The sequence below is a fragment of the Streptomyces sp. LaBMicrA B280 genome (genome assembly GCF_049222185.1).
Classification (GTDB): Bacteria; Actinomycetota; Actinomycetes; order Streptomycetales; family Streptomycetaceae; genus Streptomyces; species Streptomyces murinus.
The window spans coordinates 38,484-50,970 of the sequence record NZ_JBMJCT010000006.1 but is presented as its reverse complement, the minus strand read 5'-3'; the positions used below and the strand labels follow the sequence as shown (position 1 = coordinate 50,970).

12 protein-coding genes and 2 pseudogenes are annotated in these 12,487 nt (G+C 72.2%); 8 read left to right on the top strand and 6 right to left on the bottom strand.

What is annotated here, in order from left to right:
- The first annotated feature begins 65 nt into the window (after window positions 1-65).
- The 3 genes and pseudogenes from ACLF5H_RS05815 (at window position 66) to ACLF5H_RS05805 (ending at window position 2,658) form a co-directional block, all read left to right on the top strand.
- Window positions 66-620 (top strand): methylated-DNA--[protein]-cysteine S-methyltransferase, encoded by a 555-nt coding sequence (locus ACLF5H_RS05815; RefSeq protein ID WP_421674981.1) that lies wholly within the window; start codon window positions 66-68, stop codon window positions 618-620.
- A gap of 144 nt (window positions 621-764) precedes the next feature.
- On the top strand, window positions 765-1,673 hold the full coding sequence (locus tag ACLF5H_RS05810) for a pseudouridine-5'-phosphate glycosidase (protein WP_421674980.1): 909 nt from the start codon (window positions 765-767) through the stop codon (window positions 1,671-1,673).
- A pseudogene (locus tag ACLF5H_RS05805) lies at window positions 1,658-2,658 on the top strand (carbohydrate kinase family protein). The gene ACLF5H_RS05810 and the pseudogene ACLF5H_RS05805 overlap by 16 nt, the downstream one beginning before the upstream one ends.
- A 217-nt stretch (window positions 2,659-2,875) precedes the next feature.
- On the opposite strand, the gene ACLF5H_RS05800 reads toward ACLF5H_RS05805, so the two are convergent.
- Window positions 2,876-3,670, bottom strand: coding sequence for a methyltransferase domain-containing protein (locus ACLF5H_RS05800; protein ID WP_421674979.1), 795 nt, complete (start codon window positions 3,668-3,670; stop codon window positions 2,876-2,878).
- 238 nt (window positions 3,671-3,908) lie between these two features.
- Between ACLF5H_RS05800 and ACLF5H_RS05795 the strand changes: the two genes are divergently transcribed.
- On the top strand, window positions 3,909-5,036 hold the full coding sequence (locus ACLF5H_RS05795) for a magnesium and cobalt transport protein CorA (protein ID WP_421674978.1): 1,128 nt from the start codon (window positions 3,909-3,911) through the stop codon (window positions 5,034-5,036).
- A gap of 110 nt (window positions 5,037-5,146) precedes the next feature.
- On the opposite strand, the gene ACLF5H_RS05790 is transcribed toward ACLF5H_RS05795, so the two are convergent.
- Window positions 5,147-5,779, bottom strand: coding sequence for a uridine kinase (locus ACLF5H_RS05790; protein ID WP_232985799.1), 633 nt, complete (start codon window positions 5,777-5,779; stop codon window positions 5,147-5,149).
- Window positions 5,780-5,943: 164 nt separating this feature from the next.
- On the opposite strand from ACLF5H_RS05790, the gene ACLF5H_RS05785 reads away from it, so the two are divergent.
- Window positions 5,944-6,642, top strand: coding sequence for a DUF2293 domain-containing protein (locus ACLF5H_RS05785; RefSeq protein ID WP_421674977.1), 699 nt, complete (start codon window positions 5,944-5,946; stop codon window positions 6,640-6,642).
- A gap of 335 nt (window positions 6,643-6,977) precedes the next feature.
- Window positions 6,978-8,465: a glutamate synthase subunit beta gene (locus tag ACLF5H_RS05780; protein ID WP_421674976.1), complete on the top strand. Its 1,488-nt coding sequence runs from the start codon at window positions 6,978-6,980 to the stop codon at window positions 8,463-8,465.
- Between the two features lie 101 nt (window positions 8,466-8,566).
- On the opposite strand, the gene ACLF5H_RS05775 is transcribed toward ACLF5H_RS05780, so the two are convergent.
- The 3 genes from ACLF5H_RS05775 to ACLF5H_RS05765 all read right to left on the bottom strand — a co-directional run bounded on the left by ACLF5H_RS05775 (window position 8,567) and on the right by ACLF5H_RS05765 (window position 10,581).
- Complete coding sequence (locus tag ACLF5H_RS05775; protein ID WP_421674975.1) at window positions 8,567-9,376, bottom strand: SAM-dependent methyltransferase; 810 nt, start codon at window positions 9,374-9,376, stop codon at window positions 8,567-8,569.
- Window positions 9,377-9,465: 89 nt separating this feature from the next.
- Window positions 9,466-9,720, bottom strand: coding sequence for a DUF397 domain-containing protein (locus ACLF5H_RS05770; RefSeq protein WP_037653243.1), 255 nt, complete (start codon window positions 9,718-9,720; stop codon window positions 9,466-9,468).
- Window positions 9,721-10,581, bottom strand: coding sequence for a helix-turn-helix domain-containing protein (locus ACLF5H_RS05765; protein ID WP_085564210.1), 861 nt, complete (start codon window positions 10,579-10,581; stop codon window positions 9,721-9,723).
- A 217-nt stretch (window positions 10,582-10,798) separates the two neighbouring features.
- On the opposite strand from ACLF5H_RS05765, the pseudogene ACLF5H_RS05760 reads away from it, so the two are divergent.
- Together ACLF5H_RS05760 and ACLF5H_RS05755 are read left to right on the top strand one after the other, a co-directional pair.
- Window positions 10,799-11,392: pseudogene (locus tag ACLF5H_RS05760) on the top strand (ATP-binding protein); the annotation flags it as partial.
- 404 nt (window positions 11,393-11,796) lie between these two features.
- Window positions 11,797-12,195, top strand: coding sequence for a hypothetical protein (locus tag ACLF5H_RS05755; protein WP_421675120.1), 399 nt, complete (start codon window positions 11,797-11,799; stop codon window positions 12,193-12,195).
- A 48-nt stretch (window positions 12,196-12,243) separates the two neighbouring features.
- On the opposite strand, the gene ACLF5H_RS05750 is transcribed toward ACLF5H_RS05755, so the two are convergent.
- Window positions 12,244-12,420: a hypothetical protein gene (locus ACLF5H_RS05750; RefSeq protein WP_421674974.1), complete on the bottom strand. Its 177-nt coding sequence runs from the start codon at window positions 12,418-12,420 to the stop codon at window positions 12,244-12,246.
- Between the last annotated feature and the right edge of the window lie 67 nt (window positions 12,421-12,487).

Here is a 12,487-nt window from a genome sequence, read left to right as displayed (position 1 = left end):
GCGTGCCGGGGGCGGGCGGCACCGGACCGGCGGGCGTTGTCAGTGGTGGGTCGTACTGTGGGCGCATGGACAGCCATGGGCAGGACGAGCAGCGGGTGGTGTGGGCCGTCGTCGAGACCGGCATCGGCCCGCTGATGCTGGCGGCGACCAGGAACGGACTGGTCAACGTGGTCTTCCACGCCACCGACGCGGTGCGCGAGCGGACGCTGGAGCGACTGGCGACCCGGTTCGGCAGCACGCCCGTGGCGGATCCGCGGGCTCCGGTGCTGGTCGAGGCGATACAGCAGCTGCGGGCTTACTTCGCCGGTGCGCGGCAGGACTTCGAGCTGCCGCTGGACTGGTCGCTGATCTCCGGGTTCAACCGGCAGGTGCTCCGGGAGCTGGCGTCCGGGGTGCCGTACGGCAGCGTGGTGGGGTACGGCGATCTCGCCGGCCGGGTCGGGCAGCCCGGTGGGGCGCAGGCGGTCGGCGTGGCGATGGGCGCCAATCCGCTGCCGGTGGTCGTGCCGTGCCACCGGGTGGTCGAGAGCGACGGCGGGATCGGGGGTTTCGGGGGCGGTCTGGAGACCAAGCGGCAGCTGCTCGCCCTGGAGGGGGTGCTTCCCGAGCCGCTGTTCTGAACGGCCCCGCCGTATCCGGCCAGGGCCGGTCGCCGTTCGGCCAGGTACGGCCGCTTCGCGCCCGGCCCCGGGCTCCTCGGCGTTTAGCCGTGGCCGGTGCCCGCCAGAGATACCGGCAGGGACCGGCGGACAGGAGGCGGGCACATGGTGCTGGTGGTGTCGGAAGAGGTCCGGGAGGCGATCGAGGCGCGGCGGCCGGTGGTGGCCTTGGAGTCCACGATCATCGCCCATGGTCTGCCCCGTCCGCGCAATCTGCGGGTGGCCCTGGAGCTGGAGGACGCGGTACGCGGCGAGGGCGCGGTACCGGCGACCGTCGCCGTGCTCGACGGTCGGCCGCTGATCGGCCTGGACAAGGAGCAGCTGGAGCGGGTCGCCCATGACGGGGGCATCCGCAAGCTGGGCCATCGCGACCTGCCGTTCGCCGTGGCGGCGCGGGCGAGCGGGGCGACCACGGTGTCGGCGACCGCGCGGCTGGCCGCGCTGGCGGGCATCCGGGTCTTCGCCACCGGCGGACTGGGCGGGGTGCACCGGGAGTGGACGGTGACTCAGGACGAGTCGGCCGACCTGGGGCTGCTGGCACGGACCGGGATCACGGTGGTGTGCGCGGGCGTGAAGTCGATCCTGGACGTCGCCGCGACCCTGCAGCGGCTGGAGACGCTGGGCGTGGCCGTCGCCGGGTACCGCACGGACCGGTTCCCCGGCTTCTACCTCTCCGACTCGGGGCATCCGGTCGACTGGACGCTGAACGCCCCCGAGGAGGTCGCGGAGGTGATGCGTGCCCAGGACGGGCTGGGCGTGGCGGAGTCGGCGCTGATCGTCGCCAATCCGGTGCCGGAGGCGGAACAGCTCGACCCCGAGCTGCACGCGCGCGTGCTCGACGAGGCGCTCGCCGCCTGTGCGGAGCGGGGCGTCACCGGCCAGGCGGTGACCCCGTTCCTCCTCGACTACCTGGTACGGCACACGGACGGCGCGTCGCTGCGCGCCAACCTGGCGGCGGTGCGCGGCAATGTGCGGCTGGGGGCGCGGATCGCCACGGCGTGGGCGCGGGGGTGACCGGGGGCCGCACGGGTGCGCTGCTGGTCGTCGGCGATGTCGTCACCGATGTGGTCGCCCGGCACCGGGGACCGCTCGCGACCGGCACGGACACGGCCGCGGTGATCCGGACGCTGCCGGGCGGCGCGGGCGCCAACGTGGCCTGCTGGGCGGCCCATTCGGGCTGTACGGACGTACGGCTGCTCGGCCGGGTCGGCGCGGACGCGGCGGTGTGGCACGAACGCGAGCTGGTCGCGTCCGGGGTACGGCCGCTCCTGGTGACCGATCCGCAGGCGGCGACCGGGACGGTGGTGTGCCTGGTCGACGCGGGCGCGGCGGCTGAACGTACGTTCCTCACGGACAGCGGGGCGTCGTTGCGGCTGGAGCCCGCGGACTGGTCGGACGCCTTGCTGGACGGGGTCGCCTGGCTGCATCTGTCGGGTTATCTGCTCTTCACGGAGTCGAGCCGTGCGCTCGCGGGAACCGCGCTCGATGCCGCCCGGACGCGAGGCGTGCCGGTCAGCATGGATCCGGCGTCGGCGGGCTTTCTGGCGGAGCTGGGGGTCGGCCGGTTTCTCGCCTTCGCCAAAGGGCTGGACGCGCTGCTGCCCAGCCTGGACGAGGCGGCTCTGCTGACGGGGCTGCCGGAACCGGCCGACGCGGCGGCCGAGTTGAGCCGTGCCGTCCCGTTGGTGGTGGTCAAGGCGGGGGCGGACGGGGCGCTGGTGTCCCGCTCCGGGGGTGCGCCGGTGCGGGTCCCGGCCGTACCGGCGAACGCGCGGGACACCACGGGCGCCGGTGACGCCTTCACCGGGGCCTTCCTCGCCGCCCTCCTCGCGGGCGCGGACCCGCGGGAGGCGGCGGCACGGGGGTGCCGGGCGCGGACCCGCGGGAGGCGGCGGCACGGGGGTGCCGGGCGGGCGCGCGGGCGGTGAGCCGGGTCGGCGGCAGACCACCGCACCGGGGCGAGGCGACCGAGGAGAGTGGGGCGCGGGTGGGCGGCTGAGGGACGTGGGACGGGACGACCGAGAGAGCCGCCGGACAGGGGGATTCGACTCGGCGTCGATCGACGCGGGCGAGGGCGGGCCGCCCGCGTCAGAGGTCGGACCGGCCGCCGCGCCGAAGGTGCCGCGCCTCGTGACCGGGGGATACGCCATGCGGCCCGGGTTGCGCCTGGCGGGCTGAGTTATGCCTGGCGGGCTGGGTATGCCGTGCGGGCTGGGTTACATCTTGCGGCCCCACGCCGAGATCATCGGTGCCGTGGTCAGGTCCATGTCGCCGGTCTCGATATTGGCGAGGTGCTGGTCGATCTCCTCGTCGGTGGCCAGGCCCGCGTCGAGGAGCCGGCCGCGGATCTGGCGGACCGTCGCGGCTTCCAGGGCGGTGCAGGCGGGCGAGGTCATGGGGAAGAAGCCGTCGGCCTCGACCTCGTGCAGTCCGGCCTCGCGGAGCAGGCGCGGCAGTCGGCGGCCGTAGGAGAGGTCGGCGCCCCGTTCGGCGAGCAGGCTGCGGAAGCCCTGGCGGAGCCGGTTGGCGAGCCGCTGTTCGGGGCCGTGCTCATCGGGGCAGGTCAGCGGCTGGAGGGCGGGGTCGGCGTCCTCGATCAGCAGTCGACCGCCGGGCTTCAGCGCCTTGATCATGGAACTCAACGCGCGTGCGCGGTCCGGGACATGGACGAGGACGAGCCGGGCGTGGACCAGGTCGAAGCCCTCCCCCGGCGGTTCCTCGGTGCCCACGTCGTGGGTGCGGATCTCCACCGGCGAGTGGTCCACGGGAGTCAGCCTCGAGGTGTCGATGTCGGTGGCGACGACCGCGCCGTCCGGCCCCACCTTCCGCGCGAGCCAGGACACCACGGAGGTGCCGCCCGCCCCGACCTCCCAGCAGCGCCAGCCCGGCTCGATACCGAGGGCCTCGATGTGCCGGAACGTCGTGGGGTCGAACAGGGTGGCGAATGCGTCGAAGCGCTCCCCCGCCTCACGCTGCTGGTTGTCCAGGAGATACCCGTCGGATGCTGTCATGCCGCGCATCATCCCAGGTGGCGGGCTGGTCCGAGGGTTCGGCTCCTCGGGCGCGGGTGATCGGTCCGTCGGCGGCGGCCGACCGGCTCCTCGCGAACGGGCGGAGGTTTTCCACAGGCGGGAACAAAGCGGAACTCCCTGTTCCCACAGGCTTGCCCGCTCTTTGCTCAGGACTGGCACACTTTCGGGCCAGGGCGCGAAAGCGTCGCACGGGGAGGATCCACGCGAGGAGATCCAGATGTCCATGGCAGGGAATCTGCGGAAGGTCACGAAGCTGGGCACGGCCGGCGGCCTGCGCAAGGTCGCGCAGCTGGCCCGGCGGCGGCCGCGCGTGGATCTGAGCCACCCCGCCCGCTCGCCTCTGGGCTCCTCCGTGGTCAACTGCGTGACGTACCAGGACGGCATACGGGTCCCGCAGTGCACCGATCTGCTGGAATCGGTTCGGATGGTCCGCAAGACCGGCGAGGGCTTCGTCTGGCTGGGGCTGCACGAGCCGACGGACCGCGAGTTCGCGGGCGTCGCCGAACTGTTCGACCTGCATCCGCTCGCGGTGGAGGATGCCGTCGAGGCCCATCAGCGGCCGAAGCTGGAGCACTACGGCAACACCCTGTTCGCGGTGTTCAAGACCGTCTGCTACGTCGAGCACGAACGGCTGACGGCGACCAGCGAGGTGGTGAACACCGGCGAGATCATGGCCTTCGTCGGCGAGGACTTCGTCATCACGGTGCGGCACGGCCGGCACGGCTCGCTCGGGCCGCTGCGCGAGGAGTTGGAAGCCCACCCGCACCAGCTCTCCAAGGGCCCGGCCGCGGTGCTGCACGCCCTCGCGGACCATGTGGTCGACGGCTACCTCAGCGTGACGGACGCTGTGCAGGCCGACATCGACCAAGTGGAGACGGAGGTGTTCTCGGAAGGGGGCGCGCGGCTCGACCCGGGACGGATCTACCAGATGAAGCGCGAACTGCTGGAGCTGAAGCGGGCGGTGATACCGCTGGCCCGCCCCGTGGAGGACCTGGCCACCCGGCCCCTGCGGGTCATCGCCCCCGACATACAGGCGTACTTCCGGGATGTCCTCGACCACTTGACCCGGGCCAAGGAACAGATAGCCGCCTTCGACGAACTGCTCAACTCCATCCTCCAGGCGCACCTCGCACAGGTGACGGTCGCGCAGAACGAGGACATGCGGAAGATCACGGCATGGGCGGCCGTGATCGCCGTACCGACCATGGTGTGCGGGGTGTACGGCATGAACTTCGACCACATGCCTGAGTTGCACTGGCGGTTCGGCTACCCACTGGCCATGGCGATGATGGCGGCGGCCTGCCTGGCGCTGTACCGGGGCTTCCGCCGCAACGGCTGGCTCTGAGCCGCGACGGCCGGCCCCGGACCGGCGGGCACGCCGGGCGACGAACGGATGCCGGTGGTCCGGCACGGGCGGCGCGGCGGCACGGAAGGTCCGGTGCGACGCCCCTCGGGTCAGCCGCGCCAGGCGGGGTGGCGTGGATCATCGGCGCGGACGAGGACGTCCGCCGTGGCCGCCGGGTCGGTCTCCGACTCGTAGCGCTCGAAGGCGGGGAGCGTCCAGTGGTCGGTTTCGGGAGTACGGCGGCGCAGAGCCGCCGGGGACAGGAGGACATGGACGGTCAGGTCGAACGGGAACCAGTGGCGCAGCAGAAGGGGGCCATGGAGCAACAGGACGCCACCGGGCGGGAGTTGAACATAAGGGCTGCGGGTGGCACGGTCGGTGGCCGGGTCCCACAGGTCGGGCAGGACGCGCCCGCTGCCGCCGGGGTCGAGCGGCCCGAACACCTCCCGCCACAGGGCGCCGGTGTCGAGCCAGCCGCCGTAGTACGACTCCGCGTCGCGTCGCCCGTGCTCCAGGCGCAGTGAGGCGGGGCGCAGAAAGCCCTCCGCCCCGACGACGAGCGAGGGCCGGCCACGCACCCGGAGCGCCTCACCGACCCGCTCGGCCAGGTCCCCGGGGCGGGCGGCCGGGGCCCCGTCGAAGGCGACGCGCAGCCACGCGCCACCGTCGGCCGGCTCCAGCCCGGCCAGCCGGTCGGCGAGCAGTTCGGCGAGCCGGTCCCAGGTGATCGCTTCGAGTCGCACAGGGCCATGATGCCGGGTGTGTTCGGGGGGTGGGGTGGGGGGCGAGGGGTGGAGGGGAGGGGGCGGGGGGGGGAGGGCCCCCTAGAGGCGAGAAAAGAAGCCCACTCACGAAGTACGACAACCCCAAACGCAAGCCACCCCCACCACCGGGGAAGAAACAAACCATGGGAACCCCCTCAACTCCCCACCCCCCGCACGGCCTTGTCGTCATCCAGCCCCTCAGGCACCAGCGCTGCTCCGCCTGCCGACGCGGGCCGCTGTCCCTGCTGGTCCTGGAGAACGGTGTCCCCCGCTGCCTGAACTGCGCGGATCTCGGCCACCTGGTCCTTCTGCCGCGTGGTGACACGGCGCTGACCCGCAGGTCGCGGGAGGAGAGCGGGTTGTCGGCGGTGGTGGTGCGGTTCAACCGGCGCAAGGGCCGGTACGAGCGGCAGGGTGTGCTCGTGGAGGAGGCGGCGCTGGTCCGTGCCGAGGAGCGCTGTCTGGCGGATGCGGAGGCTCGGCGTCGGCGGCGGGCGCGGGACGCGCGGCGCAGGGGGGTGGAGGACGAGCGGTTCGCGGCGGCGTTCGCGGCGGAGATCCTCAGGTTGTTCCCGGGGTGTCCGGCGGAGCGGGCGCGGGCGATCGCGGCGCATGCCTCTGTGCGGGGCAGTGGGCGGGTGGGGCGCAGTGCGGCGGGGCGGGCGTTGTCCGAGGGGGCGGTGATCTCGGCGGTGGTGGCGGGCGTACGGCATGTGGACACGCCGTACGACCAGCTGCTGATGAGCGGGGTGTCACGGTATGAGGCACGGCGCCGGATCGCTCCTGCCGTGGAGGGTGTGCTGCGGGCGTGGCAGGGGTCCGGGGAAGAGGATGCTGGCTGAGGGTAAGGAGGGGGCGGGCGTCCTCGACTACGGACCGTAAGCCCCACCCTCCTCTCCCCCCTCCGGCCTCCCTCCCCTCCTCCGTCCTCCTCCCCCCTCCGGCCTCCCTCCCCTCCTCCGTCCTCCTCCCCTCCTCCGTCCTCCTCCCCTCCTCCCACTCCCCCACCTCCATCACCCTCGCCGTCGCCGTCGCTCCATCACCCTCGCCGTCGCCCGCCCTGCGCCGGCCCCGTCACGGACGTATCGTGGCCGGAAGGATGCCGATACGTGCTGTCCGGTGGCGTATGGCCGGTCGGGTGGCCGGTGCCGGGGGGCCGTAGGCGAGGAAGATGATCATGGCCGATCCCAAGGGGTTCATGACCACTCCGCGTCAGGAGTGGGCGCGGCGGCCCGTCGAGGAGCGGGTGCGGGACTGGGACGAGGTGTATGTGCCGGGGGCGCTGCTGCCGATCATCAGCAAGCAGGCGGACCGGTGCATGGACTGCGGTGTCCCGTTCTGTCATGAGGCCTGTCCGCTGGGGAATCTCATCCCGGAGTGGAATGACCTGGTGGCGCGGGAGGACTGGCGGGCGGCGAGCGATCGGTTGCACGCGACGAACAACTTCCCTGAGTTCACCGGGCGGTTGTGTCCCGCACCCTGTGAGACGGGGTGTGTGCTGGCGATCAATCAACCGGCCGTCACCATCAAGAACGTCGAGTGTGCGATCGCCGACCGGGCCTGGGAGGAGGGGTTCGTGCCGGCCCGGCCGCCGGAGCGGTTGTCGGGGAAGACGGTCGCGGTGATCGGTTCGGGGCCGACGGGGCTCGCGGCCGCGCAGCAGTTGACGCGGGCCGGGCACACGGTCGCGGTGTATGAGAAGGACGACCGTATCGGTGGGTTGATGCGGTACGGGATCCCCTCGTTCAAGATGGAGCGGCGGCATCTGGAGCGGCGGCTGGGGCAGATGCGGGCCGAGGGGACAAGGTTTCGTACATCGACGTCGGTGGGCCGGGATGTCGACGCGGCGGAGCTGCGGACGCGCTTCGACGCGGTGGTGCTCGCGACGGGTGCCACGGCGTGGCGGGAACTTCCGGTGCCGGGCCGGGAGTTGGAGGGGATACATCAGGCGATGCGGTATCTGCCGCTCTCCAACCGGGTGGGTGAGGGGGATCTGGCGGTTTCGCCGTTGTCGGCGGCGGGCCGGCATGTGGTGATCGTCGGGGGCGGGGACACGGGGGCGGACTGTCTGGGGACGGCGGTGCGGGAGGGTGCCGCGTCGGTGACCCAGCTGGACATCTACGCGCAGCCGGAGGTGGCGCGCGACGAGTACGCGGAGCCGTGGCCGACGTATCCGAAGATCTACCGGTTGTCGCCCGCGCACGAGGAGGCGGGTGAGTTGCGGACGGCGCCGGCGGCGCACGCGGACGCGCGGGTGTTCGCGGCGTCGACGCTGCGTTTCTCCGGGGACGAGGGCGGGCATGTGCGGGCGCTCGAGCTGGTGGAGGTGGACGAGCGGCGGCAGCCGATGCGGGGGACGGAGCGGACGATCCCGGCGGACATGGTGTTGCTGGCGCTGGGGTTCTCGGGGCCGGACCGGGAGGACGGGCTGGTCGAGCAGTTGGGGCTGGTGCTTGACGAGCGGGGCACGATCGCCCGGGACGTCGGTTTCGCGACCAATGTTCCGGGGGTGTTCGCGGCCGGGGACGCGGCGCGTGGGCAGTCGTTGATCGTCTGGGCGATCGCGGAGGGGCGGGCGGTGGCGGCGGCCGTCGACCGGTATCTGACGGGCAGTTCGCAGTTGCCCGCGCCGATCTCGCCCGGGGACAGGCCGATGCGGGTGTGAGGGGCCGGCGCCGAGGTGGGCGGGGGTGGCGTCCCGTCCGTGGACGTACGCCACCCTCGCCGTGGTTGCGGCCTACTTGCTCACGACCTGCCGCTCGCCGTTTACCGCTTGCGGGCGACCGCGCCGTACCCGGGGATCACTCCGTCGTCCTGGCCGGGCACCGGTTCGCCGAGTTCCGGGTGCCACTTGTGGACGATCTCGACGCCGGGGTCGACGAGTTCGAGGCCGTCGAAGAAGCGGGTGAACTCCTCGCGGGAGCGCAGGGCGATGGTGATGCCGGCGCCCTTGAGCTTGTCGGTGGCGGTGACGGAGTCCTCGGGGGTGAAGTCCGAGGTGGCGTGGGTCATCATCAGGTAGCTGCCGGTGGGCAGTTCGGACAGCAGTCGGCGGACGAGTTCGTGGGCGCCGTCGGCGTCCGTGATGAAGTGCAGCAGGGCGATCATGGAGAGGGCGACCGGCTGCTTCAGGTCGAGGATCTCGCGGGCGCCGGCGATGATCGCGTCCGGGTCGCGGACATCGGCCTGGAGGTATTCGGTGGCTCCCTGGGGCGTGCTGCGCAGCAGGGCGGCCGCGTGGGCGAGGACGATCGGGTCGTTGTCGCAGTAGACGACCCGGGCGTCGGGCGCCACCTCCTGGGCGACCTGGTGCAGGTTCGGCTCGGTCGGTATGCCGGTGCCGATGTCGAGGAACTGCCGTACGCCCTGCTGGGCCAGCCACCTCGTGGCGCGGTGCATGAAGGCGCGGTTGACCCGGGCCATGACCGGGACGCGGGGTTCGAGCGCCAGCATCTGGCGGCCCATTTCCTCGTCGACGGGGTAGTTGTCCTTGCCGCCGAGGTACCAGTCGTACATCCGTGCGGGATGCGGTTTGCTGGTGTCGATCTCTACGGCCGTCGGGTCCTGCCCGCTCATGCGGCACTCCGTAAGCGTCTGTGGTGATGGGTAGTCAAGTCTGTTGTCAATGCGAGAAGTCGAGCAAGTAGCAACACAGGCGACACGTGTCAGGAGAGCAGGAAGTCGGCCTCCCCCGCCTTGGCTCCTTCTATGAAGGCGGTCATCTCGTCCGTGGTGTAGATCAGGGCCGGTCCGTCGGGGTCGGTGGACTGGCGTACGGCGATTCGGCCGTCGGCCAGTTTCATCGCTTCCAGGCAGTTGCCGCCGTTGCCGCCGCTCCAGGGCTTGTGCCAGCCCTCGCTGCCCAGTTCCCGTGCGGGCATGCCGTTGTAGACGCGGGCGCGCGGCTTGATGTGTTTCATTCACAGCTCCTTGCAGAGATCCCGGAGGATCTCTTTCGTGCGTTGTGCCGTGGCGGCCTGCGCCGCCATGCGGTCCATGACCTCGAGGTGGGTCGCCACCTCTGAGCGCGCGTCGAGGTAGACGGCGCCGGTCAGGTACTCGCTGTAGACCATGTCCGGAAGTTCTGACATGGCGAATCGGAACAGCACGAAGGGCCCGTACGTCCCCGGGTGCGGGCCGTTCTCGAACGGGGCGACCTGGAGCGTCACGTTCGGCAGGCTCGCGGCCTCGATGAGCCGTTCGAGCTGGGCGCGCATCACCTCGGGGCCGCCGACGGGGCGGCGCAGGGCGGTCTCGTCCATCACGGCCCAGAAGCGGGGTGCGTCGGGGCGGTGGAGGAGTTCCTGGCGTCGCATGCGCAGCGCGACATGGCGCTCGATGTCGTCGGGGCTGGTCTCGCCGATCGCCCCGGACCTGAGCACTCCGCGCGCGTAGTCCTCGGTCTGGAGGAGTCCGGGGACGAAGTGCGGCTCGTAGGAGCGGATGAGGCTCGCGGCGCCCTCCAGGCTGACGTACATGGAGAACCAGCCCGGCAGGATGTCGTGGAAACGCTGCCACCATCCGGGGCGGTTGGCCTCCTCGGCCAGCTGGACGAAGGCTTCGGCCTCTTCGTCGGGGACGCCGTACGTCTTCAGGAGCAGTTGGAGGTACGGAATCTTGAGGGCGACCTCGGCCATCTCCATGCGGCGGACGGTCGCGGGGGCGACGCGCAGTACCCGGGCGGCGTCCTCGCGCTTCAGTCCGGCGCGTTCCCGCAGGTCCAGCAGGCGCCGCCCGAGGACCACCTGACCCACCGTCGGCGCGGACCGCGGTTCGCTCACGCTCCCACCTCCACCGAAAGCCTTCTCCTGAAGGAACCCTGACAGCCGTGCGGCGCCGTTCGAAGACTCACTCGGAGATCGGGGCAAACCTCCGATGGACCCAATTGGCGCCGCTCGACGTGCTGTTGCGAGCAGTGTGCCACGGCGCCTGACCGAGTCACACCGCACTCTGCAATTTCCAGAGTGACTCTTGCCAAGTGTCCGCGGCGGGGCGATAGTGGCAGGCGTGATTCCGTCCGCGCCTTTAGGAACAGACGCCGCCGGGGACCGTTCCGGTCGCGGCGCCGCAGCGGCGACGGCCCCTCGGGGTGCCGCCGCCGTAGAGCGCCGGTTCCGCTTCGAGCTGGCCGCTCATCCGGGTTCCGTAGCCCGGGCACGGCGCCTGGCGCATGCCCGGCTGACCGGCTGGTCGGTGTGCGCGGACACCTGTGACAGCGCGGCTCTGGTCATATCCGAGCTGGTCACCAACGCGATCGTGCACACCGCGAGCACACGGGTCGTGTGCGAGCTGCACGACCGTGACGATCTGGTGCGTATCGCCGTGCGGGACGAGGGCTGCGCCCCTGGCGAGCCTCACCCGTCCCCGCAGCGCCCCGACGAGGAGCACGGGAGGGGGTTGCTCCTCGTCGAGGCGCTGTGCCGGTCCTGGGGCGCGCAGGAGCACGGTTCCGGGCTGCTGGTCTGGGCGGAGCTGGCTCGCCGGGACGAGGTGCCGCCGGGATGTGCCGAGCCGCGCGCCGACCTGGGCTGGGGTGCCGCCCGCCCCAAGCCGGACCGGCCGGGCGACTCCGACGGGGACGAACCGGCCGAGGGCCCCGGGATGGGACACGGCTCGGGCCGTGGTCCGGGCCTCGGCCTGGATCCCTCTCCCGGGCTCGGTTCGGATCACGACAAGGGCCACGGCCCGGACCACGGTAGGGACGGCGACATGGGTACCGACCGGCTCTGGGGCACTCTCGAACAGCCCGCGCACCGGGTGCCGGCGCAGCATCCTCCGTACGAGGCGGCCGGGCGGCTCCCGCTGCGGGTCCCGGATCACCGGTGGCACGGGGCGCAGGAGCGGTACGGCGTATCGGATCGCCGTGCGCACAGAGCGCCCGAGCAGCGGCTCTGGGGGCGGCCGTGACCGGCGCGACGGGCCGGGGGCGGCACGACGCCCGGGGTTCCGGCAGGCGTCTCGACGTCCGTTCCGAGGCCGCCGGGTCCGAGCGGGCGATGGGGATGGACACGTTGGTACGGCTTCAGCGCCGCCGCCCGGCCGGGCAGCCGCTCCACCGGCTTCAGGTGCCGGAGGGCATGACGGTGCCGCTGGGCTGTGACGCCGTGGGCGTACCCGACCGGCTCGGGCCGCTCGTCGTGTCGCGGCTGCCGCGGCTGGGGTGTGTGTACGCCGACGATGCCTACTGGTGGTGGATCGTCCCGTCGGACTCGGACTACGCCCTGCCGTGGCCGGCGCCCGCCCAGTACGCTCCGGGTGCCCTGGTCAGGGGTACCGCGCGGCTGATCCACCGGCCCGGGGGCACGGCGCCGTACACGCCGCCGATCCCCCTCTATCTGGCGCTGTGCCGGGCGACGGGCACGACTCCGGACTGGTCGCGCACCATCACCGCGTAGGGTTCCGCCCTCGGGCAGGACCGGTCAGGACCCGTCGTCGCGCGGGCCTCACTCGATCGTCCCGCTCCCCCGCACGACCACCAGGAACGTGTCCGTCGTGAGGTCCATGACGACCTCCACGGGCAGGCCCTCCAGCCGTCGTGCGTGCGCGAACTCCTCCGCGGGCCATGATCCGCGCGGGCCACCGGCGGGAAAGCGTTCGAGCACTGTTCGCCCGTTCACCATCGCGCACCTCCACAAAGCGTCGTCCTGCTGGGAGTTAACGCGCTGGAGGGGCGAACGCCTCGCTCGG